The 21,970-nt window shown below is 31.7% G+C and carries 20 protein-coding genes and 2 tRNA genes; 12 read left to right on the top strand and 10 right to left on the bottom strand.

All coding sequences use genetic code 11. The features are described from left to right. Positions 1-97 precede the first annotated feature (97 nt). The 10 genes from E5167_RS14615 (at position 98) to E5167_RS14570 (ending at position 13,504) form a co-directional block, all read left to right on the top strand. Complete coding sequence (locus E5167_RS14615; RefSeq protein WP_136844908.1) at positions 98-2,041, top strand: peptidylprolyl isomerase; 1,944 nt, start codon at positions 98-100, stop codon at positions 2,039-2,041. Beyond that, positions 2,042-2,899 (top strand): peptidyl-prolyl cis-trans isomerase, encoded by an 858-nt coding sequence (locus tag E5167_RS14610; RefSeq protein WP_136844907.1) that lies wholly within the window; start codon positions 2,042-2,044, stop codon positions 2,897-2,899. Next, complete coding sequence (locus E5167_RS14605) at positions 2,883-4,313, top strand: peptidylprolyl isomerase (protein WP_317130394.1); 1,431 nt, start codon at positions 2,883-2,885, stop codon at positions 4,311-4,313. The genes E5167_RS14610 and E5167_RS14605 overlap by 17 nt, the downstream gene beginning before the upstream one ends. 3 nt (positions 4,314-4,316) lie before the next feature. Continuing rightward, positions 4,317-5,270, top strand: a complete 954-nt coding sequence (locus E5167_RS14600) for an AAA family ATPase (protein WP_136844905.1) — start codon at positions 4,317-4,319, stop codon at positions 5,268-5,270. Between the two features lie 216 nt (positions 5,271-5,486). Then, complete coding sequence (locus E5167_RS14595; RefSeq protein ID WP_136844904.1) at positions 5,487-7,757, top strand: aconitate hydratase; 2,271 nt, start codon at positions 5,487-5,489, stop codon at positions 7,755-7,757. 120 nt (positions 7,758-7,877) lie between these two features. Next, positions 7,878-8,549: a Crp/Fnr family transcriptional regulator gene (locus E5167_RS14590; protein ID WP_136844903.1), complete on the top strand. Its 672-nt coding sequence runs from the start codon at positions 7,878-7,880 to the stop codon at positions 8,547-8,549. Positions 8,550-8,640: 91 nt separating this feature from the next. Next, a complete protein-coding gene (locus tag E5167_RS14585; protein ID WP_136844902.1) occupies positions 8,641-9,888 on the top strand; it encodes a spondin domain-containing protein in 1,248 nt (415 codons plus the stop codon). 287 nt (positions 9,889-10,175) lie between these two features. Next, a complete protein-coding gene (locus tag E5167_RS15490; RefSeq protein WP_136844901.1) occupies positions 10,176-11,465 on the top strand; it encodes a thrombospondin type 3 repeat-containing protein in 1,290 nt (429 codons plus the stop codon). Positions 11,466-11,552: 87 nt separating this feature from the next. Beyond that, on the top strand, positions 11,553-12,833 hold the full coding sequence (locus E5167_RS14575; protein ID WP_136844900.1) for an OmpA family protein: 1,281 nt from the start codon (positions 11,553-11,555) through the stop codon (positions 12,831-12,833). 104 nt (positions 12,834-12,937) lie between these two features. Further along, on the top strand, positions 12,938-13,504 hold the full coding sequence (locus tag E5167_RS14570) for a TlpA family protein disulfide reductase (RefSeq protein WP_136844899.1): 567 nt from the start codon (positions 12,938-12,940) through the stop codon (positions 13,502-13,504). Here the strand turns inward: E5167_RS14570 and E5167_RS14565 are convergent. From E5167_RS14565 to E5167_RS14535, 7 genes are all read right to left on the bottom strand, one after another. Next, entirely contained in the window at positions 13,491-14,636 is a 1,146-nt protein-coding gene (locus tag E5167_RS14565; RefSeq protein WP_136844898.1) for a lycopene cyclase family protein, read from the bottom strand. The genes E5167_RS14570 and E5167_RS14565 overlap by 14 nt on opposite strands. Before the next feature lie 14 nt (positions 14,637-14,650). Then, positions 14,651-15,100 (bottom strand): sterol desaturase family protein, encoded by a 450-nt coding sequence (locus tag E5167_RS14560; RefSeq protein ID WP_136844897.1) that lies wholly within the window; start codon positions 15,098-15,100, stop codon positions 14,651-14,653. Positions 15,101-15,108: 8 nt separating this feature from the next. Further along, complete coding sequence (locus tag E5167_RS14555; protein ID WP_136844896.1) at positions 15,109-15,948, bottom strand: phytoene/squalene synthase family protein; 840 nt, start codon at positions 15,946-15,948, stop codon at positions 15,109-15,111. Further along, on the bottom strand, positions 15,932-17,449 hold the full coding sequence (locus E5167_RS14550; protein ID WP_136844895.1) for a phytoene desaturase family protein: 1,518 nt from the start codon (positions 17,447-17,449) through the stop codon (positions 15,932-15,934). The genes E5167_RS14555 and E5167_RS14550 overlap by 17 nt, the downstream gene beginning before the upstream one ends. Before the next feature lie 54 nt (positions 17,450-17,503). Continuing rightward, entirely contained in the window at positions 17,504-18,403 is a 900-nt protein-coding gene (locus E5167_RS14545; protein ID WP_136844894.1) for a MerR family transcriptional regulator, read from the bottom strand. A gap of 81 nt (positions 18,404-18,484) precedes the next feature. After that, positions 18,485-18,568: transfer RNA gene (locus E5167_RS14540), tRNA-Leu, on the bottom strand. Positions 18,569-18,625: 57 nt separating this feature from the next. Further along, a tRNA-Lys gene (locus E5167_RS14535) sits at positions 18,626-18,698 on the bottom strand. A gap of 130 nt (positions 18,699-18,828) precedes the next feature. On the opposite strand from E5167_RS14535, the gene E5167_RS14530 reads away from it, so the two are divergent. Continuing rightward, positions 18,829-19,350, top strand: a complete 522-nt coding sequence (locus E5167_RS14530; protein ID WP_136844893.1) for a shikimate kinase — start codon at positions 18,829-18,831, stop codon at positions 19,348-19,350. Here E5167_RS14530 and E5167_RS14525 read toward each other — a convergent pair. From E5167_RS14525 to E5167_RS14515, 3 genes are read right to left on the bottom strand one after another with little or no spacing between them, the layout of a single operon-like run. Beyond that, on the bottom strand, positions 19,342-19,845 hold the full coding sequence (locus E5167_RS14525; protein WP_136844892.1) for a phosphoribosyltransferase family protein: 504 nt from the start codon (positions 19,843-19,845) through the stop codon (positions 19,342-19,344). The two genes, E5167_RS14530 and E5167_RS14525, sit on opposite strands and share 9 nt — an antisense overlap. Then, positions 19,845-20,435 carry a methyltransferase domain-containing protein gene (locus E5167_RS14520; protein WP_136844891.1) on the bottom strand — a complete coding sequence of 197 codons (591 nt, stop codon included), beginning with the start codon at positions 20,433-20,435 and terminating at the stop codon, positions 19,845-19,847. Before E5167_RS14520 ends, E5167_RS14525 begins: the two co-directional genes overlap by 1 nt. Next, the gene (locus E5167_RS14515) at positions 20,419-20,802 is read right to left on the bottom strand and encodes an RNA-binding S4 domain-containing protein (RefSeq protein WP_136844890.1); all 384 of its coding nucleotides are present in this window, start codon (positions 20,800-20,802) and stop codon (positions 20,419-20,421) included. Before E5167_RS14515 ends, E5167_RS14520 begins: the two co-directional genes overlap by 17 nt. Positions 20,803-20,880: 78 nt before the next feature. Here E5167_RS14515 and E5167_RS14510 point away from each other — a divergent pair, with 78 nt between their 5' ends. After that, on the top strand, positions 20,881-21,906 hold the full coding sequence (locus tag E5167_RS14510) for an FKBP-type peptidyl-prolyl cis-trans isomerase (RefSeq protein ID WP_136844889.1): 1,026 nt from the start codon (positions 20,881-20,883) through the stop codon (positions 21,904-21,906). Positions 21,907-21,970 lie beyond the last annotated feature (64 nt).

The raw sequence follows: 21,970 nt of genomic DNA, 5'->3' as shown, positions 1-21,970 counted from the left end.
TATAAGCACTAATACTAGTTTGTTGTCGTTAAGGTAGTACTTGTTTAATCCTTTAAATATATTATTTTTGCTACAATTCAATAAAAGCCCATATCTTATGAAAACATATATATATTCGACATGTGTTTTTTTCTTTTTTTCTTTTTTTATTTCTGCTCAATCAAACAATAAAGATGTGTTGTTTACAGTGGACAATAACCCTGTGCCTGCATCAGAATTTGTGAGAGTTTATAAAAAAAATTTGGATTTAGTTAAAGATGAGTCACAAAAAGACATCGATCAGTACTTAACACTATTCATTAACTATAAATTAAAGCTTGTTGAAGCTAGAGCTTTAGATTTTCATAAAAAACCTCAATATATTAGAGAACTAGAAGGGTATAAGAAGCAGCTAGCTAAAAATTACCTTGTCGATAATGAGGTTACTGAAGCCTTAGTAAAAGAGGCTTATAGTAGAGCTAATTACGATATTAATGCTAAACATATTTTATTTCGACTAGAACCTTCAAATAAGGATACTGTAGAAGTTTACAATAGACTTATAGATTTAAGAGAACGTTTTAAAAACGAAGATTTTAATAGCCTGCAAAAAGAGCTTCATAATGGTAATACTATTTTGGTTGAAGATTTAGGTTATTTTTCTGTTTTTAAAATGGTATATGATTTTGAAAACGAAGCATATAAAACGTCTGTTGGAGAAGTGTCAATGCCCTTTAGAACGCAATTTGGTTATCATATCGTTAAAGTGTTTGATAAACGTAAATCTAGAGGTGAAATAACAGCTGGACATATCATGATTTCAAATAATAACAAGGAAACAACCGAAGATCCAGAAACTAGAATTAAAGAAATATATAAGCTTTTAGAACAAGGCCAAGAATTTGAATCGTTAGCAAAACAATTTTCAGAAGATAGAAGTTCAGCAAGCAAAGGAGGTAAGCTGGCACCTTTTACTAGTGGACAACTAAGTTCGACGGTTTTTGAAGACACCGCTTTTGGTATACAAGAAGATGGAGCAATCTCTAAGCCTTTTCAATCGGAATATGGTTGGCATATTGTAAAACGTTATAGCATTAAACCTGTTGGAAGTTTTGAAGATATGCGTTACGAGTTAGAAAATAAAGTAAGTAGAGATTCGCGTTCAAAACTTATTAATACGTCTATGCAAAATAAACTTAAAAAACAGTATAATGTAAGTAATGAAAATACTGCTAGAGCCTATTTTATTTCTATTTTAAATGATGATTTTTACAATAGAAAATGGCAACTTCCAGAAGGCTTTAGTAAGGAAAAAACTATTTTAACAATAGGTAACAAAAATTGGAACTATAAAGATTTTGCGAGTGTATTGCGTTCACAACAAAAAGGAGATGTTAAAGGAAAATCCTTCGAGCAAATAGTTGATGATGCTTACGAAAGTTTTTTAAATACATGTGTTTTAAGTTATCATGAAGATAACCTTGAAAACGTAAACGAAGAATTTGCTCAAATTTTAAATGAATATAGAGAAGGTTTGTTATTATTCGATTTAATGGAAACTAAAATTTGGGATGCAGCAAAAAGTGACACCCTAGGAATTGAATCGTTTTACAATAAAAACAAAGAAAACTATAAATGGAAAACTAGAGTAGAGGCTGCTGTTGCAACAACATCTAAAGAAAAAGACATCGAAAAAGTGCGACAAATGTTTAAAGATGATAAACCTGTTGAGGAGATTAAACAAGCATTAAATGGTAATGGAGAGCAAAACGTGATAGTTACTTCTGGAATTTTTGCAGCAAACCATCAAGCATTACCTACTAATTTTGAGTTTAAAGAAGGAGTTTCTAAAGTTTACTATCAAAACAATGCTTATTATTTGGTGAAAGTTTCTAAATTAATTCCAGAATCTTATAAACCCTTAGATGAGGTAAGAGGTGTAATCATTAATGATTATCAACAAGAATTAGAAAAAAACTGGATTGATAATTTAAAACGTAAGTATAAAGTCACTATCAACCAACAAGCATTACAAAATATTAAAGAACAAATTATCAATTAATTGCGAAGTAAAACTATCATATTACCCTTTTTATTGATTGTATTTTTAGCTTCTTGCGACTTTTTAAAAAAACCTCAAGAAGAAGATGCAGTAGCAAGAGTTAATGATACTTACTTGTATAAAAGTGATATAGAAAACCTTATAACAGAAACAACATCTAAGGCAGACAGTACACTGCGTGTAAACAACTATATAAATAATTGGGCAACTCAACAATTGTTAATGGATGGAGCACGATTAAATTTATCTCAGGACAAGCAAGAAGAATTTAATGATTTAATTGAGCAGTATAAAAACGATTTGTTTATTAAAGCATATTTAGAAGCTTTAGTAGCTCGTAGTATAGATACCACTGTATCTCAACAAGAAGCTAAAGATGTTTACCAAAGAAACCAAGAAACCTTTAAGCTTAATGAAGAACTCATCAAGTTTAGATACATAAATATAAACGAAAACATTGCTAATCTTAGCGATATTGAAAAACGATTTAAACGATTTAACGATGAAGACAAAAAAGTGTTAGATTCTATAGCTATTCAGTTTAAATCCTATTCGTTAAACGACTCCATCTGGATAAGAGCAAATCAAGCAATTTTAAAAATTCCTGCAATAAATGCAGAAAATAAAAAAGAACTGTTAAAAAAATCTAATTTTATACAGCTCAAAGATTCATTAGGTTTATATTTGATGCATACAAATAATGTGCTGTTGCGTAACGAAAACGCACCAATAGAATTTGTAATGCCAACAATTAAGCAAATCGTTATCAATAAACGAAAGTTAGAGTTTATTAAAGAATTAGAAAAAGACATCACAAAGGATGCAATTAAAAACAAACAATTTGAAATTTTTAACTAAAGTGAAATATTTTGTATTAAGCATATTAATGCTATCGTCGTTTACAACAATGGCGCAAGAAATTATTGAAGAAAAGCAGGAGGAGAAAAAAGTTGAAAAAAATATTGATCCTTCACAGCGTATCAAATTAGATGGAGTAGCTGCTGTAATAGGCGATTATGTTGTATTAGATTCTGATATTGATAAGCGTATAGAACAAGCAAGAGCTGCAGGACAATCGTTAGAAGGTCAAACCAGATGTGAAATTTTTGGATCATTACTCGAAGAAAAACTATACATGCATCACTCTATACAAGATAGTATTGTAATTAATGATGCCGAAATAAGTTTAAATGTAGATCAGCAATTAAATGCATTTGTTCAACAAATTGGTAGTATGGAAAAATTACTGGCATTTTATAAAAAAGATTCTGAACAAGAATTACGTGATGAAATGTTTGCAGCTAATAGAGACCAGAGAATGGTGCAAATGATGCAGCAAAAAGTAATTGAAGAAGTTGAGGTGACACCAGAAGAGGTAAGACAATTCTATAACCGAGAGTTAAAAGCAGAACCACCAATGATTGGTACTGAGTTGCGTTTAGCACAAATAGTGGTAATACCAGAAACTACACCAGAAGAAGAACAAAAAGTAATTGACCAATTAAATGAGTTTAGAACAGACGTGTTAGAAAATGGAGCTAGCTTTACGACCAAGGCTGTATTGTATTCAGAAGATGAAGGCTCTAAACGTAATGGAGGTAAATATAGCTTAAATAAGAAGCGCCCGCAAATGGTTAAAGAGTTTAGAGAAGTAGCATTTTCGCTAGAGGAAGGTGAAATCTCAAAGCCATTTAAAACAGAATATGGTTACCATATTATTCAACTAGAAAAAATTAGAGGTCAAGAATACGATGTAAGACACATTTTGTTAAAACCTAAAGTAACAAACGATGCTATTGCAAAAGCAAAAGAAGAAATTGAAAAAGTAAGAGAAAAAATTATAGCAGGAGACATAGCGTTTGCCGATGCTGCTTTAGAAGTAAGTGATGAAGAAGAAACCAAGTTTGAAGGGGGCCAGTTAATAAACCCTGAAACACGCGATTATGTATTTCCACTCACAAAAATAGATCCTGAGCTTTATGTGCAAGTACAAGATTTAAAAAATGGAGAAGTTAGCCCAGTATATTCTGAGAGTGATTTAGTAAATCAAGTAAAGTTTAAAATACTAACAGTTACCGATAGGATTGATGAGCACGAAGCAGATTTTGCTAAAGATTACCTTAAAATTAAAGAATTGGCTTTATACGATAAGCAATTAAAAGTTATAGGTAAGTGGCAAAAAGAAAAAATTATGGAGACTTACATAAAAATTAATGGCGAACATCGTGAGTGCAATTTTGAAGCTAATTGGTTAAAAAAAGAAGAAAATTAATTTATGTCTGATGTTGCTGCTATTGAACAACTTGTAGTTAGATACAAGGATTTAAAAAATGAAATTGCTAAAGTAATTGTTGGTCAACAAGATGTTGTAGATCAAATATTAATATCGGTTTTTTCTGGAGGTCATTCCTTATTAATAGGTGTTCCAGGACTAGCTAAGACCTTAATGGTAAATACTATTGCACAGGCTTTAGGTTTAGATTTTAAACGTATTCAATTCACACCAGATTTAATGCCAAGTGATATTCTTGGTAGTGAAATACTAGATGAAGACAGACATTTTAAATTTATTAAAGGACCAATTTTTGCTAATATTATTTTAGCAGATGAAATTAACCGAACACCTCCTAAAACCCAAGCAGCATTATTAGAAGCCATGCAAGAACGTGCGGTTACAGTTGCAGGACACCATTATAAATTAGACCTACCATATTTTGTACTAGCTACACAAAACCCAATTGAGCAAGAAGGAACATATCCATTACCAGAAGCGCAATTAGACCGTTTTATGTTTGCAGTAAACCTAAAATACCCTTCATTTGAAGAAGAAGTTCAAGTAGTAAAATCTACCACTACTGATGAGATGGCTACAGTAAATTCGCTATTCTCAGCTAAGGAAATTATAGACTTCCAACATGTTATAAGACGCATTCCTGTAGCAGATAATGTTATTGAATATGCTGTACGTATGGTAGGTAAAACAAGACCAGACAGCAACACTGCTCCAGATTTAGTTAAACAATATATTGATTGGGGAGCTGGACCAAGAGCGTCTCAAAATTTAATATTAGCAGCCAAAACTCATGCTGCTATTAATGGAAAATTTTCGCCAGATATAGAGAATGTTCAGGCTGTGGCAAATAGTATTCTGCGCCATAGAATTATAAAAAACTATAAAGCAGAGGCAGAAGGAATTACCGAAGAACAGATTATTAAAAGCCTGTTTTAACTCAAATTATTATCCTAAGCACTCACCTTAATTTTGTTAATTTATTATTTTTTCAATACCAAAATTATTGATTCAATAAAAATTTAATTAAAAAAATCTATTTTTTTGAATTATATTTAGTAATTACTCTATTTCGTTGTGTATATTTTAAAATATACTAATATTTTGTACTTTTGCGTCATTGTAAAATAGATTAAAAATTAAAATACAAATTATATGGCATTTGATATTGATATGATAAAAAAGGTGTATAGCCAAATAGCAGAACGTGTTGATAAAGCTCGTGAAATAGTTGGTAAACCATTAACCCTTTCTGAAAAAATATTATACTCTCATCTATGGGATGGAAATCCTACAAAAGCATTTGAAAGAGGAAAAGATTATGTCAATTTTGCACCAGATAGAGTTGCATGTCAAGACGCAACAGCTCAAATGGCATTATTACAATTTATGCAGGCAGGAAAAAACAAAGTTTCTGTGCCTACTACAGTTCATTGTGACCATCTAATTCAAGCAAAAAACGGAGCATCTTCAGATTTGCAACATGCAATGAATACTAGTAATGAGGTGTTTAATTTTTTGGAGTCTGTATCAAATAAATATGGTATTGGTTTCTGGAAACCAGGAGCAGGAATTATTCATCAAGTAGTATTAGAAAATTATGCATTTCCAGGAGGAATGATGATTGGAACCGATTCACATACAGTAAATGCTGGTGGACTAGGAATGGTTGCTATAGGCGTTGGAGGAGCAGATGCTGTTGATGTTATGGCTGGAATGGCATGGGAATTGAAATTTCCTAAATTAATTGGTGTAAGATTAACAGGAAAATTATCTGGATGGACTGCACCTAAAGATGTGATTTTGAAAGTTGCAGATATTTTAACTGTTAAAGGAGGAACTGGAGCAATTGTAGAATATTTTGGACCAGGTGCAACAGCTATGTCTTGTACTGGTAAAGGCACTATTTGTAATATGGGAGCCGAAATTGGAGCAACAACATCTACGTTTGGATATGACGAATCTATGGAACGTTATTTACGTGCAACTGACAGACCTGATGTTGCTGATGCAGCAAATGCTGTTAAAGAATATCTAACTGCAGATGCAGAAGTGTACGCTAACCCTGAGCAGTATTTCGATCAAGTGATTGACATTAACTTATCTGAACTAGGACCATTATTAAACGGACCATTTACTCCAGATTTATCTACTCAAGTTGGTTCTAGAATGAATGAAAAGGCAAAAGCTAATGATTGGCCATTAAAAGTAGAATGGGGATTGATAGGATCTTGTACAAATTCATCTTATGAAGATTTATCTCGTGCTTCATCTGTAGCACAACAAGCTTTGGATAAAGGTTTAAAAACTAAAGCAGAATTTGGAATTAATCCAGGTTCTGAAATGGTAAGATATACAACAGAAAGAGATGGAATCTTAGAGATATTTGAAAAATTAGACGCTAAAATCTTCACGAATGCATGTGGACCATGTATAGGCCAATGGGCACGTTATGAAGACCCTAAAAATGCACCTAAAAACAGTATTGTTCATTCATTTAACAGAAACTTTGCTAAACGTGCAGATGGTAATCCAAATACCCATGCATTTGTGGCATCACCAGAAATAACAGCTGCTATTGCAATTGCAGGTCGTCTAGATTTTAACCCTATGACAGATACCCTAATTAATGAAAATGGGGAAGAAGTAATGTTAGATGAACCAACAGGTTGGGAATTACCACCTAAAGGTTTCGACGTTGATGATAATGGTTATTTGGCACCAATGGAAGATGGAAGCAATGTAGAAGTTAATGTAGCTACAGACTCAGAAAGGTTACAGTTATTAACGCCTTTTACACCAATTGGTGACTCAATAAACGGAGCTAAACTATTAATTAAAGCATTTGGAAAGTGTACTACCGACCATATTTCAATGGCTGGGCCTTGGTTACGTTTCCGTGGACATTTAGATAATATTGCTAATAATACTTTAATTGGTGCAGTAAACGCATTTAATAAAAAGACAAACTTTGTTAAAAATCAATTAACAGGAGAGTACGGTGGAGTTCCTGATACTGCTAGGGCTTATAAAGCTGCTGGGATAAAATCTATAGTTGTAGGAGACCATAACTACGGTGAAGGATCTTCTCGTGAACATGCTGCTATGCAACCTCGCCATCTAGGTGTTGCTGCTGTTATAGTAAAATCGTTTGCACGTATCCACGAAACAAATCTTAAAAAGCAAGGTATGTTAGGATTGACTTTTGCTAACGAGAATGACTACGATTTAATACAAGAAGACGATACATTTAACTTTTTAGATTTAAACGAATTTGCGCCTAACAAACAACTAACGTTAGAAATAGTACATGCTAATGGCAGTAAAGATGTTATCAAATTAAACCATACGTATAATCAATCTCAAATCGATTGGTATAACGAAGGGTCGGCATTAAACTTAATAAAGAAAGAAAACGCAAGCTAAATTATAGCTAAATTATATAAAAAAGCTCTTAAGAAATTAAGAGCTTTTTTGTGTTAATAATGTAAGTAACATCCATTTAAATCGACTTTTTAGGCGTAGTCTAATTTAAAATATTTTCTAGTGAAATCATTATGGTTCTTTGACGATGTGGATCTGTTTAAGGTGCTTTGTCCTCATAAATTTAAAACATATAAAAAAGGTCACGATTTTGATGCCTATAAAAAAAAAGATTATATCTATTTTGAAACAGATTCGGCTAACAAAGTATATCTTATTGAAAAAGGAAAAGTCAAAATAGGGTATTACAATGAAAATGGGGACGAAATTGTTAAAGCCATTTTATCAAGGGGCGATCTATTTGGCGAAAAGGCAATTTTAGGAGATAGTGTTAGAGATGAGTTTGCACAATCAATTGATAATTCAACATCTATATGTCCAATTGGTGTAACAACAATGCACGATTTGATGAGAAATAACCAAACCTTTAGCTTTAAAGTTTATAAGTTTATAGGTCTGAAATTTAAAAAATTAGAACGTAGATTACAGTTGTTGATGTTTAAGGACACAAAAACTAGGCTTTTAGAATTTTTAGATGAATTATGTACAGATTATGGTTACGACTGTCAAGAAACAGGAGATCATGTTATTAAACACCCTTATACACAAAAGGATATTGCGTCATTAATAGGTACTTCAAGACCCACTCTTAATATACTTTTAAACGAATTAAAAGAGGAAAAGTATATAGATTTTAACCGAAAAGAGATTCGTATTTTAAAAACATCGGCTTAATTTTTTTATTTTTTTTCATAATGTTAGGTAGCTAACATTATGTTAGGTTTTGTATAAAGACATTTGCAGAATAAAATAAAATAAAAAAACTATGAAAAAATTAATTTTTGGTCTTTTGGCCACAGTACTTTTATTCGCTTCCTGTAGCGATGATGATAATGATTCGGGATTTGTAATTAACGAATCTAATTTTACCGTTTTAATCGAAAATGTTTTCCAGCCTAAAGGAAATTTTAATTCTGGAAGTACCGGATTTATATCACCAGGCGAAAGCGAAACTATTACCTTCAATGCAGGTAAAGGGCATTTTCTTCAATTAGCAACAATGTTTGTACAATCCAACGATTTATTTTATGCTCCATCAGATATGGGAATTCCATTATACGATCAAGAAGGAGTAGCTTTAACAGGAGATATTACAAGCATGTTTAATCTTTGGGATGCTGGTACCGAAGTTAATGAAGAGCCTGGTATAGGCGAAAATCAAGCTCCAAGACAATCAGGAGCAAACACTGGTATAGATGAAAATGGAACCGTAAGATTGGTTTCTAATGTTGGTGATGGTTTTGTATATCCAAGTAACGAATCTGTTATTAACATAAGTTTGGCTCACGATGGCGGAACAGAGTTCACACTTACTCTTTCAAATATTTCTGGGTCTTCGGTCTTACCAACGCCATTAGCTCCAGGTGCATGGGCAATACACGGTAATGGTGAAAAACCAATTTTTGAAGAAAATACTGTAGCGACTTCAGGTTTAGAAGGACTAGCAGAAGATGGGGCTAATACAGAGTTAGTTGATAATCTAGATTTAAATACTGGTTTAGTGTCGCCATTTGCACCTGGTGCTTATAATATTGGTCAAAATACTTTATTTACAATTGGTAGTAGTGCTTCAGCCGAAATGGAAGCCTTAGGAGAAGATGGGAACGTTTCTGGTTTCACTAATGTTTATAATACACCAGATGGAGCATCAGCTCCTGGTCCAATATTCCCAGGTCAATCTTATTCTTTTAGTTTTAACGCTGCTAATGGAGATGCACTTTCAATCGCACTTATGCTAGTTCAATCTAATGACTGGGTAATTGCTTTGGACGAAATTTCATTATTTAACAATGGAATTCCTGTGTCAGGCAATGTTACAAATTTAGCTCAATTATTAGATGTTGGTACAGAAACAGATGAGTATGTAGGCGCAGGAAACAATCAAGCACCTAGACAATCAGGTCCAGATACAGGTGCTGATGAAAACGGAAACGTAGTTGTTGAGAATAATACAGCTAGTATTCCAAGTATATCAGATATGATTAAGATTACAATTATGGTTGATAACAACTAATGTTATTATAATTAAAAAATAAAGAAAGCTTAAAAACTATAAAAAAAATGTGAATTATTTTTTCACTTTGTAGTTAGTTGTACTGTTTTTAGGTACTTCAGCAAGATAAATTTAGGTTTTTATTTATTTTGTGTTATTAAAGCATAGTTTCTATTTTTAGGGACTATGCTTTTTTTCTTGGGTGTTTTAGTTTAGGTTTATAGATGAATTAGATAGACTAACGACCAATAATTAATAGTTTTTACTATATTCATAAAAATTAATTAATCAACAATAGGCTAATCTATATGAAAAACTATTACAAATCCCTCACAATTATTTTTTTATTAATTATTGGAACACAATCTTTATTAGCTCAAGAAAAAAATAAACCTTGGGTGTTAGGTGTTGAAATAAATGCCATTGATGTTTATCCAGTAGGTGAAGATATGAATCCACAAGGGCCATATTTTGATGAGTTTTTTAACGTATCAGATCATTGGAACATTAGTTTTCCTAAGCTTACAATTTCTAAATATTTATCAGATAATTTTTCTGTCAATTTATCAGGATCTTACAACAAGTTAACAAAATGGGGAGAGTTTCCTAATTCACCAAAAGTTAAGGTAAACAATCTTACTTATATAGGTGTTGATGGAATGCTTAATTATTTTTTGTCAGGATTGTCTAAGCCTAGTAAATTAAAACCATTTATAGGTGTTGGATTTGGTTACACATGGATAGAACAAGGTAGGTTTAATACTTTTTCCAATGGAATAAATAAAGATGAATTAGTAGGAGCTGGAACTGTTAATGGTGCTATTGGTGCAAATTATTGGATTGATAATAGAATAGGTTTAAATATTCAAACGACTTATAAACATTCATTTAAAGAATATTTAGCTAAGCATTGGCAACATAGTCTTGGTGTGGTAATTAATCTTGCCAAAAAAGAAAGTAAGAAAAAGGAAGAAGAAATAAAAGATAGGGATGGAGATGGAATTCCAGATGAAACCGATGTATGCCCAGATCAACCTGGTTTAGAAACATTAAAAGGATGCCCAGATGCTGATGGTGATGGTATTGCCGATAAAGATGATGCTTGTCCAGATATTTACGGATTTAAAGAATTTGATGGCTGTAAAGATACTGATGGCGATGGGTATGCTGATAATATTGATGACTGCCCTGAAGTAAAAGGAACGCTCAAAGGTTGCCCAGAAGAAGAAGAATTAGAAGTTGTTTCTGCATATTGCTTTGAAGACTTGGATGAGATTAACGCCTACTTTGCCGCATTGGAGCGAGATGGGCAAATAGAAGTAAAAGGGTTGGAGTTTAAAGTTCAGGTAGGAGCCTATAAAACCCCACCTAAGTTATCATATTTTGATTTTCTACAAGATATAGGAGAGATTAATATGATAAAGGAAAATGAACTCACAAAATTTAGGCTAGGCGATTACAAAACACTTGTAGAGACCGAAATTATTCGCTTAAGCGTAATAGAGAAAGGGGTTAAAGATGCTTTTGTTATTGCTTTTTTTAATGGCGCTCAAGTGCCTATGCGACAAGCTATTGAGATGCTTTGTGGTAAAGAGTAAAAATGTTATTTAGTTTATAAAAAATAAATATTGTAGTAATATTATGCTATTTTAGAGCCTAATTAATCAATATTAAACTAAATTACTATGAAAAAATATTACAAAGTTTTTACAATTACCCTCTTTTTAATTGTAGGAACACATTCTTTAATTGCTCAAACCAAGAAAAAACCTTGGATATTAAATGTTGAAGCCAATGCGGTTGATGTTTATCCAGTAGGAGAAGACAATAATCCACAAGGACCTTATTTTGATGAGTTTTTTAATTTAACAGATCATTGGAATATTAGCTTTCCAAAAATCACAATATCAAAATACTTATCAGATAATATGGCAGTAAGTGTTGCAGGTTCTTATAATAAAATAAAAAAATGGGGAGAATTTCCTGGATCTCCAAAAGTTGAAGTAGATAAACTTACTTATTTAGGTATAGATGGAATGTTTAATTATTATTTTTCAGGCTTGTCTAAACGAAGTAAGTTAAAACCTTTTATTGGTGCTGGAGCTGGCTATACTTGGATTGAACAAGGACAGTTCAACATTTTTACAAATGGAATAAATAAAGATGCATTAGTAGGAGCAGCAACCCTTAATGGAACAGTAGGTGCTAATTACTGGATTACTAAAAACTTTGGGTTAAACCTTCAAACAACCTATAAACATTCGTTTAAAGAGTATCTTGTAAAACATTGGCAGCATAGTTTTGGTGTGGTCATTAATCTTACCAAAGCAGATGTTAAGAAAAAAGTAGAAGAGAAAGAAAAAGATAGAGATGGCGATGGAGTTCCAGATAAAACAGATGATTGTCCAGATGTACCAGGTTTAGTATCATTAAAAGGTTGCCCAGATTCCGATGGCGATGGTGTAGCAGATAAAGACGATGATTGTCCTACTGTTTTTGGATTAAAACAGTTTAAGGGTTGTAAAGATTCTGATGGTGATGGGTATGCCGATAACATTGATGAATGCCCAGATGTAAAAGGTACAAATAAAGGGTGCCCAGAAGAGAAGAAAGTAATAGAGCCAGTAGTTACTGAAAAACTAGTGTATTTCGCTTTCGATAATTCTAACATTAGTAGTCAAGCACAAAGAGTATTAGACGAGGTTTCTACCATTACTGCCAACTCCAGCTATACTATTTTAATAGAAGGCCATGGAGACCATATTGGTACAAAAGAATATAATTATAAACTTTCGGTTGAAAGAGCTGAAGCGGTTAAAGATTACTTAGTATCCAAAGGATTATCTCGTGAATTAATAGCTGTAAAAGGAGAAGGTGAGACCAAGCCAATAGCATCTAATGATACTGAGGCAGGAAGAGCTTTAAATAGAAGAGCTATGTTAACTATAAAGGTAGTCTCGAATTAAGCTACTTAACTATATAAATTTAAAGCGTTATCATTTACATATGGTAACGCTTTTTTGTAAGGTTTAATTAATTTTGCGAACTTATTGGCATTAGTGAAAAATCTATGAAATTTAAAACCCCCAAGAAAAGCGATATAATATTCTTAGTAATTATAGTCTTACTTATCGTGCCTCAAACAAGACAGCCTATTCAAATTGCATTACATTCTGTATTATCAAAATTAGGGCCTTCAGTTGTAAAAAAAGAAGATCGGAAAGAAGTGTCTTATTCAGCATGGAGGTTAAGAGATTTAAATGGAAAAGAGCTAAATTTTACCAATACTAAAGGCAAGGTGGTATTTATAAACTTATGGGCTACTTGGTGTCCTCCTTGTATAGCAGAGTTTAGTACTATTCAAGATTTATACAATGATTATAAAAATGATGTTGTGTTTTTATTAGTATCTGATGAATCTCCTGCAACCATAAAAAAATTCCTTAATAAAAAAGGGTATGATATTCAGGTTTTTAACCCATTGACAAAGTATCCTGACGATTTTAACCCAAGAAGCATCCCTAGAACTTATATAATCGATAAAGAAGGTTACATTGTGGTTGATAAAAAAGGCGCAGCTAACTGGAATAGCAATGCAATAAGAAAACAATTAGATAAAATGCTTAAAGGGTCTTGATAAAAGCTTTAATGAAGCTCCATGAAAAGAGCGACCACATTATTTTTATATCTTCATAAAGAGAAGAGTCTTCATCTAAAAAGCGAAACATAGTTTGGATAGAATTTTTACTGTAAAATTGTTGAAAAATCCATTCGCCTTTATCATTCTCATCTTTAAGGACTTTTAAAAATACTTTGTCATAAAATCTATATTTTCTTTTAAATAAATTACTTGAAGGTGTTTTATGTTGCTTAATATTTGAAATTATTTTATCTACTTTTTTCTCAGTATGTTTAAACGAATATCCTGTAGATCCCTTTACCCAACCACCACCTGTGCCAATCTTTGTTATTCCTTTTGTGTTATAAGTGTTAAAAGGAAAATTGGTCATTGGTATTTGGCCTCTTTCGGTTTCAATAATGGTGTAATCATCAATTTTTAAATAGTCGCTAATGTATTTTTTTAAGAAACAATCATAGGTGCCGTCTTCAACTAAATGCTTAGTAAAATAAGTAAATTCAACTAAGGCTTCAGTTTTAGAAAATGGTAACACATACATAAACGTAGTTTGCTTACCATCTTTTAACCGATAATCCATCATGGTAATTTTATTCTCATTAAAAGTGTTAGTAGGAGTTTTAATAACCCAACCTTTAAAGTGTTGCGTGATTATTATGCAATGCTTTGGTGAGTTTAAAAAGGCTTCATGAACTCTACTGTCAAAAACATGTTTGGCAACGTATGTTTGCTTTTTGGTTCTTACTGTAACAGTGTCTTTTTCACTAACAGATTCTACTCTATCGATTATAAAATGAATATTGTTGTACTGCTTTAGTTTTGTTATGACCTCGTTATAAAAATCTATAGCACGAATGGTTTTATAAGTATAAGGTTGAAGTTTTAAATCAATTCTTTTTTTTGAAGTAATAACCGAAGCTTCATTCCATGATTTGTGCACAATGTTGTCCCAATAAGAACTCTCAGTTTCCCAAAAACTCCAGGTTTTATCATTATCACTTTTCGTTGAAGAATCGATCAAAGCAATTTGTTTATCACTAAAGTAAGTGTCTGATGTTAATTTTAGTGCTAGTTGTAAACCAGCTAAACCATTTCCAATAATAATATAATCGAAATGGGGATTGTTTGTCATTGAAGTAATTAAGCCTATTTTTTAAAGTATTTAAAAGGTACTATGAGCATCCCAAAGTTTTCACCTTTGTCTTTGCCAAGATGCTTATGATGAATTTTATGTGCACGTCTTACTCCACGAGCATACCAGTTGTTGGCATTTCTAAATAATTTAAAACGTTGGTGAATAAAAATGTCGTGAACAGTAAAATAGGCAATTCCATAAGATAAAATACCAAGTCCTATAGGTAAGCAATACCAAATATTCTCATAATTCCATAAATAAAAGCAAGTAATACTCACTAAAGCGTAGAAAATAAAGAAAAAGTCATTACGCTCAAACCAGCTATCATGGTCTTTTTTATGATGGTCTTTGTGTAAATGCCATAAAAACCCATGCATCACATATTTATGAGTAAACCAAGCCATAAACTCCATTATGGAGAATGTGCCAAAAAATATTAATATCCAGAAAAATGTTTGCATAATTTAGTTCACAATAAATTTAATTGAAATTTTACATAACTCCTCGTTAAAAGCTCTAATTTTTTGTAATTAGGAACTCTTATTCTTGAACTTTTAATATCTAGAGCAGGTGTGCGTTTTAGCTTTTTAAGTAATTGTCTATAATATCTATAAGCCATAAAAACCCCAAATTTAGCTTCAATTGGTAGTTTTTTTATGCCTTCTAAGCCTTTAGCAAAGTCATTCTCAATATCATCTATAATAAACTGTTTTGACTCTTCATCAAGGTTCATTAAGTCGGTATTGGGGAAGTAAGTTCTATTTAACTCATCATGGTCTGCTTTTAAGTCTCTTAAAAAATTCACCTTTTGAAATGCCGAACCAAGTGACATGGCTGTATCTTTAAGCTCATCATATTTTTCTTCATCACCTTTCACAAACACTTTTAGGCACATTAAGCCAACAACATCGGCAGAACCGTAAATGTAAGCTTTGTATTCTTCTTCAGTTAAGTATGTAGATTTATGTAAATCCATTCGCATAGAATTCATAAACGCATCTACTATCGATTTATCAATGTTATAATTATGGAATGTGTGTTGAAAAGCATTTAAAATAGGGTTTAAGCTAATCTTATGTTCCAATGCTAGCTCTAAATCTGCTTCAAATTTTTCGAATAATTCTTCTTTGTCGAAATCATGAAAAGAGTCAACAATTTCATCTGCAAATCTTACAAAACCGTAGATGTTATATATGTCTTGCCTTATTGATTTAGACAACATTTTTGTAGCTAATGAAAAAGAAGTACTGTAAGTTCTAGTAACAGTTTTGCTACAATCGTAAGATACGTTATCAAAAATTGTTTTCATTTTGTTTTAGTGTTCTAGTAGTGATTTTTTTATTGGTCGAAATGTCTTTTACGATTAGTTCTGAGGCTAGTTTTCCAGAAATTAAAGAAGGTGGAACTCCAGGTCCAGGAACTGTAAGTTGTCCTGTAAAAAATAGATTTTTTACTTTTTTACTTTTCAATTTAGGTCTTAAAAATGCTGTTTGCAATAGTGTGTTGGCCATCCCGTAAGCATTGCCTTTGTAGGAGTTATAGTCTTTTATAAAATCGTTCACACAATATGATTCTTTAAACAAAATGCTGTCACTTACCTTTTGCGAGGTTAATGTTTCAAATCGTTTAATAATTTTATTGAAATAGGTTTCTCTCAGTTTAGGTGTGTCTTCTAATCCTGGTGCAAGTGGAATAAGAAAAATACCTGCTTCTTTTCCTTCTGGAGCTGAAGAACCATCTGTTATACTTGGAAAACTTGCATAAAACAATGGATCTTCAGGCCACTTTGCATTGTCGTAAATGTCTTGTGCATGCAATCCGAAATCGACATCAAAAAATAGCGTGTGGTGATTTACATTTCTTAATTTTTTATCAAAGCCAACATAAAAAAGGAGTGAAGAAGGTGCAAAGGTCTTGGCTTCCCAATAAGATTCAGAATACTGCCTAAATTCTTTGTCAAGTAAAGTTTCTGTATGGTGATAATCTGCTCCACTTAGCACATAATCACTATAGTAGTTAACACCATTTGAATTTAAACCTTTTGCTTCCCCAGCTTTATTTACTAATATTTTATCAATAGATGAGTTAGTTTTTATTTTAACACCTAATGATAAAGCCAAGGCTTCCATGGCAAGAATTACTTGGTACATTCCTTTTTTTGGATGAAACGTTCCCAAGCCAAAATCAGCGTAATTCATAAAACTGTAAAAAGAAGGTGTTGCGCTTGGTTTTGCACCAAGAAAGAGTACAGGGAACTCTAAAATTTGTGCCAAACGATTGTTGTTAAACTCTTTGCGTACATCTTTTTTTATAGTGCTAAAAAACTGATTTAATTTACCAATGGTTTTTGGTGTTACAAGTTCAAAAGGAGATAATCCTGGATTATAAACCAAATCTTTAATAGCAATATCATAATTGCTTTTTGCTTGATTTATAAACTTTAATAGTTTTTTTGAACTGCCTTTTTCTTCTTTTTCAAATGCTATACAAATCTTTTCAAGTGTGTCTTCTATGGTGATGAAATCATCTTTACCAAAATAGACACTATAAGCTGGATTAAGCTTTTCTAAAGTATAATAGTCTGATGGTCTTTTGTCAAAATCTGAAAAGAAGCGTTCAAAAACATCAGGCATCCAATACCAAGTTGGTCCAATATCGAATGTAAAACCATCACGTTTTAGTTGTCTTGCACGACCACCAATAGTACTGTTTTTTTCAAAAATGGTAACATCATAACCAGCTTTTGCCAAGTAGCAAGAAGCGGCTAATGAAGAGAAACCTGAACCGATAATATGTATAGTTGTTTTCATTTGTTTAACAAATATATAAAAAAGTTAAACAAAATGAAATTTAATTATAATTTTTTACAATTCTTTAACTAAATCTTTAATAGATTTAAATCCTATTACATCTTCTGAATAACTTGTAATATCAACTGAAGCCAGCTTTTTTCCTAACAACCATAACTTAGTTGGTTCCTTTTTTAGAATTTTATTTTTAAAGTCTTCAATGTACTTAATTACATCATCATCTTCTGGCTTAACAGTAAAATAAGAAATAAAAGTGACTTCATCAAAAAAGGTTAGTAAATCGCTTAAGCTATTCATAGGTACACTTTCTCCTAAAAAAATGGTATGGTAACCTCTGCTTCTTAATTCGTAATTTACAAAAAGCAACCCAATATCATGAATTTCATTTTCTGGTAAATACAAAACAAAAGTCTTTGTTGAGGGTTTAGGTTCTAAGTTTTGGAGCTTTTCTATATTTAGTAATATTTTTTGCTTAATGTGAATAGATAAAAAGTGCTCGTGTGCTGGAGTTATGGTATTTGTTTGCCATAGTAAACCTATTTCTTCTAACAGAGGAATAAATACATTATAAAAAATATCTCTAAAAGTGTGAGCTTCAAGTAGATTCATGTATGTGTTGTAAAAAAGAACTTGATCAAAATTTAACATAGACATTTTAAATGCATTAATAGCATGATGCTCTACGCTGCCTCTTGACGCAATTTCTCTCACATTTGCAGGAATTTCGTCGCTCTTTAGTTTGGCAATTTTTGATATTTTATATCCATTTTTGTTTAAATAGGCAACATTTAATAGCTTTTGGAGGCTGTCTATACTGTAATGCCTAATATTAGTATCTGTCCTTTCAGGCTTTAAAAGGTTATATCGCTTTTCCCAAATTCTAATAGTGTGGGCTTTAATACCTGATAGGTTTTCAAGATCCTTTATACTGAAATCATTTTTAATATTGTTCATTGATAATTAATTTATCTTAAACAAAATTAAGTATAAAAATCGTATAAATAAAAAAAAGTATAAAAATTTAAGAAAATTTTGTGCGCACGAGAAGACTCGAACTTCCACAACCTAATGGTTACTAGCCCCTCAAGCTAGCGCGTCTACCAATTCCGCCACGTGCGCAAATTTTTTGAAGTATTTAAAAATAAAAAAAGTTAAGCAAATTGCTTAACTTTTTTGTGACCAGTCTGGGGCTCGAACCCAGGACCCTCTCCTTAAAAGGGAGATGCTCTACCAACTGAGCTAACTGGTCATGATGTTTTTCTCTAACGAGGGTGCAAATATAAAATGTTTAATTAATAATACAATACTTTTTTAGATAAATTTCGTTTTTTTGTAACAGTAATGTCTAGAGCATTAAAAATCAATTTAAAAAAGAAAAAATGATTATAGTTTTAATGGGATATATGGCTTCAGGTAAGTCTTTTATTGGTAAGTCTTTGGCAAAGAAATTAAATTATAATTTCTTTGATTTAGATGATTATATAGAAAAAAAGGAAGAAAAGTCTATAACTGAAATTTTTAATTCTTCTGGAGAGATTTACTTTAGAAAAATTGAAACAAATTACCTAAAAGAAATATTAACATCTAACAAAGATATTGTATTATCGCTAGGAGGGGGTACACCCTGTTACGGAACTAACCTTGATTTAATTAAAAACACTAAAGGGGTAGTGTCTTTCTATTTAAATGCTAGTATAAAAACAATTATTTCTCGCCTTGAAAATGAACCATCAAAGCGACCATTATTAACCAGAGTTAAATCAAATGAGGAATTACAAGAATTTATAGGTAAACACTTATTTGAAAGAAATCAATTTTATAACCAAGCAAATTATACTATTGAAACTAACAATGCTACAGTTGATAGCATAGTCGAAGACATTGTTGCAAAGCTATTTTAAAACTGCTTCAAACACTTTTCCTGTAAGTTTAATTTCTATATGTTCATGTAATGAAGTTGATAATGAAATACCTTTAAAATCTGCTTTTACTGGATATTTTTTATGATTTCTATTAACTAAAACAGCCGTTTTAAACTGTTTTAAAGGAACATTTAAAAAATGCTTTACACCATATACAAGTGTGGTTCCTGAGTTTAAAACATCGTCAATAAGTACTATGGATTTATTTGTGTAATCGTTGGGTGTTATTGATGTTTTAATTTCAGATAATGGATTTTTTTTATCAATGATTACTTTGCAAAGCAAAGGCTCAATATTTGATATTTTTTTAAGAGCAGTTTTTAGTTTTTTAGCTAGAATATATCCATTGCTTTCAATTCCTGCTAAAATCACTTCTTTTTCATCTACGTTGCACTCGTAAATTTGATATGCAATACGTTTAATTTTATGGTTAATTTCGTCATGCGACAAAATACTGTTTTGCTCTAATGCCATTATTGATTATTTTTTTCAAAGATAAAAAACAGTTCTTTACCTTGCCTTGGTTTTATTGAATTATAAGACTCTCTTAAAGTTTTTATATAAAAAGTAGGTGTAAATAGGTTTAAATACTCTGCTTTGCTTCCGCCAAAAGGAGGACCTTCGTTGTTGAGTTCAAAATCAAATAAAAGTCCAGCTATTTTTCCGTTTAAGTTTAGTAATTCGTACATTTTCTTTGCGTATTTTTTTCTTAAGCTGGGTTGTAAGGCACAAAAAAAGGTTTGCTCTATTATTAAGTCAAACGAATCATTTAAATCAAAAAAGTCTTTATTCAGGAGCTGTTGCTTTGGAATGTCAGGTAGTCTTTGTTTTAAATTCTTGAGCGGTTGTTTTGCAATGTCAACGACATACACATTTTTAAATCCTTTTTTCCATAAATATTCTGCTTCATAACTATTGCCAGCACCAGGAATTAGTATTTTTAAATTTTTATTGGTTAGTTGATCTATATAGCTTTTTAATGGTGTAGATATGTCTCCAATATCCCAGCCAGTTTTATTTTCAAGATACTTCTGTTCCCAAAATGCTTTATTCAATATCGTCATTAGTGTCGTCTAAATAATCTTCTATATTTCTTCTATCTTTTTTGGTAGGTCTTCCAGTGCCTTTTTTACGGTAATAATCTTTTGAGTATTTTAATAGTTCTTGGGCTTCAAAAGCTTCTTTAGGTGTAATATCGGTTCTATAAATGTCCACAAGTTTGGCACCAACCCTATTGGGAGGAATATCATTAACAACAAGCTTATAGTTAATTTGGTTTTTTCTAAGCTCTATGATATCGGTTGGATAAACCTCTCTACTGGGCTTGACTACTTGTTCGTTTACTTTTATATGCCCTTTTTTACAAGCAGTTGTGGCAATGTTTCTAGTCTTGTAATATCTAACACACCAAAGGTATTTATCAATTCGCATAAAAATGTAAAAACTACGTTAATGTAATGATGCAAAAATATTATAAAATTGTATCTTGCAGCACAAAAAATTAGCAATATGAAATTTAGATATTATTTGTTAGCACTTTTTAGTGTATCATTAATGTTTAATGCCTGTAACAAATCGGAAGATGACGACGACCCAACGCCTCCTGATAATACAGTTGATCGAGCAGAACAACAAATTATAGATAACGACTCTTTATTGGGTTATTTTGAAACGCATTATTATAATTCTGGGTTTTTTGTTAATAATCCAAACGCTTCCATGAACGATTTGGTTATTACTAAGTTAGAAGAAGGTGAAACAGTTCCAGAGGGTCATGTACTACTAAAAGATAGTTTGAGCCATATGAGAAAAACTACTATTTTTTCTGATACAGATTACGAATTTTACGTTTTAGAATTAAACCCAGGAGCAGGAGAAAAACCAAACTTTACAGATACTGTTAGATTAAATTATTCGGGTAATTTATTAGATGAAAGTGTGTTTGATGGTTCTGTTAACCCTGTAGATTTTGACTTAACAGGTCTAATTAGAGGATGGGCTTTAGCAATTCCAGAGTTTGGTGTTGCAGAATCATTTACAGAAAATGGCGATGGTACCGTAAGCTATTATAACTCAGGTGTAGGTGTTATGTTCTTACCTTCTGGTTTAGGATATTTTTCTGGAATAAGCCCTGGTATTCCTGAGTACTCACCTTTAATTTTTAGGTTTGAAGTATTCCAAAATACGGTAAATGATCATGATGGCGATGGTGTTCCATCTTATGTTGAAGATTTAAATGATAATAAAAACGTAGCAGATGACGATACTAATGATAATACGGTAGCCAATTATATAGACCCTGACGATGATGGCGATGGTATTTTAACTATTAACGAATTGGAACCTAAGGAGTATGAAATAAATGAAGGAGATTCTGATCCTACGTTTGGACTTAATGAATTTGAAATTAGCCGAACTGAACCTAATAGTGAAGGTAAAATTGTTATCAAAACAGGAACTATAGTAGATACTGATAATAATGGTGTCCCTGATTATCTAGACGAAGGAGTAAAGATTGATTATTCTGACAATTAAGTCGATTTTATGTCACCTAATCTTGACAGTGACAAAATAAAATAAAAGAGCCGCTTCAATTAAA

This window comes from Pontimicrobium aquaticum (assembly GCF_005047595.1).
Classification (GTDB): Bacteria; Bacteroidota; Bacteroidia; order Flavobacteriales; family Flavobacteriaceae; genus Pontimicrobium; species Pontimicrobium aquaticum.
Note: the sequence above shows the minus strand (reverse complement) of the source record. Positions and strands in the feature narration are given on the sequence as shown.

Coding starts and splice junctions, on each gene's coding strand:
- E5167_RS14555 (WP_136844896.1), bottom strand. CDS start 15,948: ATGAAAACAATTTTTGATAACGTATCTTACGATTGTAGCAAAACTGTT.
- E5167_RS14595 (WP_136844904.1), top strand. CDS start 5,487: ATGGCATTTGATATTGATATGATAAAAAAGGTGTATAGCCAAATAGCA.
- E5167_RS14550 (WP_136844895.1), bottom strand. CDS start 17,449: ATGAAAACAACTATACATATTATCGGTTCAGGTTTCTCTTCATTAGCC.
- E5167_RS14615 (WP_136844908.1), top strand. CDS start 98: ATGAAAACATATATATATTCGACATGTGTTTTTTTCTTTTTTTCTTTT.
- E5167_RS14525 (WP_136844892.1), bottom strand. CDS start 19,845: ATGGCATTAGAGCAAAACAGTATTTTGTCGCATGACGAAATTAACCAT.
- E5167_RS14510 (WP_136844889.1), top strand. CDS start 20,881: ATGAAATTTAGATATTATTTGTTAGCACTTTTTAGTGTATCATTAATG.
- E5167_RS14585 (WP_136844902.1), top strand. CDS start 8,641: ATGAAAAAATTAATTTTTGGTCTTTTGGCCACAGTACTTTTATTCGCT.
- E5167_RS14575 (WP_136844900.1), top strand. CDS start 11,553: ATGAAAAAATATTACAAAGTTTTTACAATTACCCTCTTTTTAATTGTA.
- E5167_RS15490 (WP_136844901.1), top strand. CDS start 10,176: ATGAAAAACTATTACAAATCCCTCACAATTATTTTTTTATTAATTATT.
- E5167_RS14600 (WP_136844905.1), top strand. CDS start 4,317: ATGTCTGATGTTGCTGCTATTGAACAACTTGTAGTTAGATACAAGGAT.
- E5167_RS14545 (WP_136844894.1), bottom strand. CDS start 18,403: ATGAACAATATTAAAAATGATTTCAGTATAAAGGATCTTGAAAACCTA.
- E5167_RS14515 (WP_136844890.1), bottom strand. CDS start 20,802: ATGCGAATTGATAAATACCTTTGGTGTGTTAGATATTACAAGACTAGA.
- E5167_RS14560 (WP_136844897.1), bottom strand. CDS start 15,100: ATGCAAACATTTTTCTGGATATTAATATTTTTTGGCACATTCTCCATA.
- E5167_RS14530 (WP_136844893.1), top strand. CDS start 18,829: ATGATTATAGTTTTAATGGGATATATGGCTTCAGGTAAGTCTTTTATT.
- E5167_RS14520 (WP_136844891.1), bottom strand. CDS start 20,435: ATGACGATATTGAATAAAGCATTTTGGGAACAGAAGTATCTTGAAAAT.
- E5167_RS14565 (WP_136844898.1), bottom strand. CDS start 14,636: ATGACAAACAATCCCCATTTCGATTATATTATTATTGGAAATGGTTTA.
- E5167_RS14570 (WP_136844899.1), top strand. CDS start 12,938: ATGAAATTTAAAACCCCCAAGAAAAGCGATATAATATTCTTAGTAATT.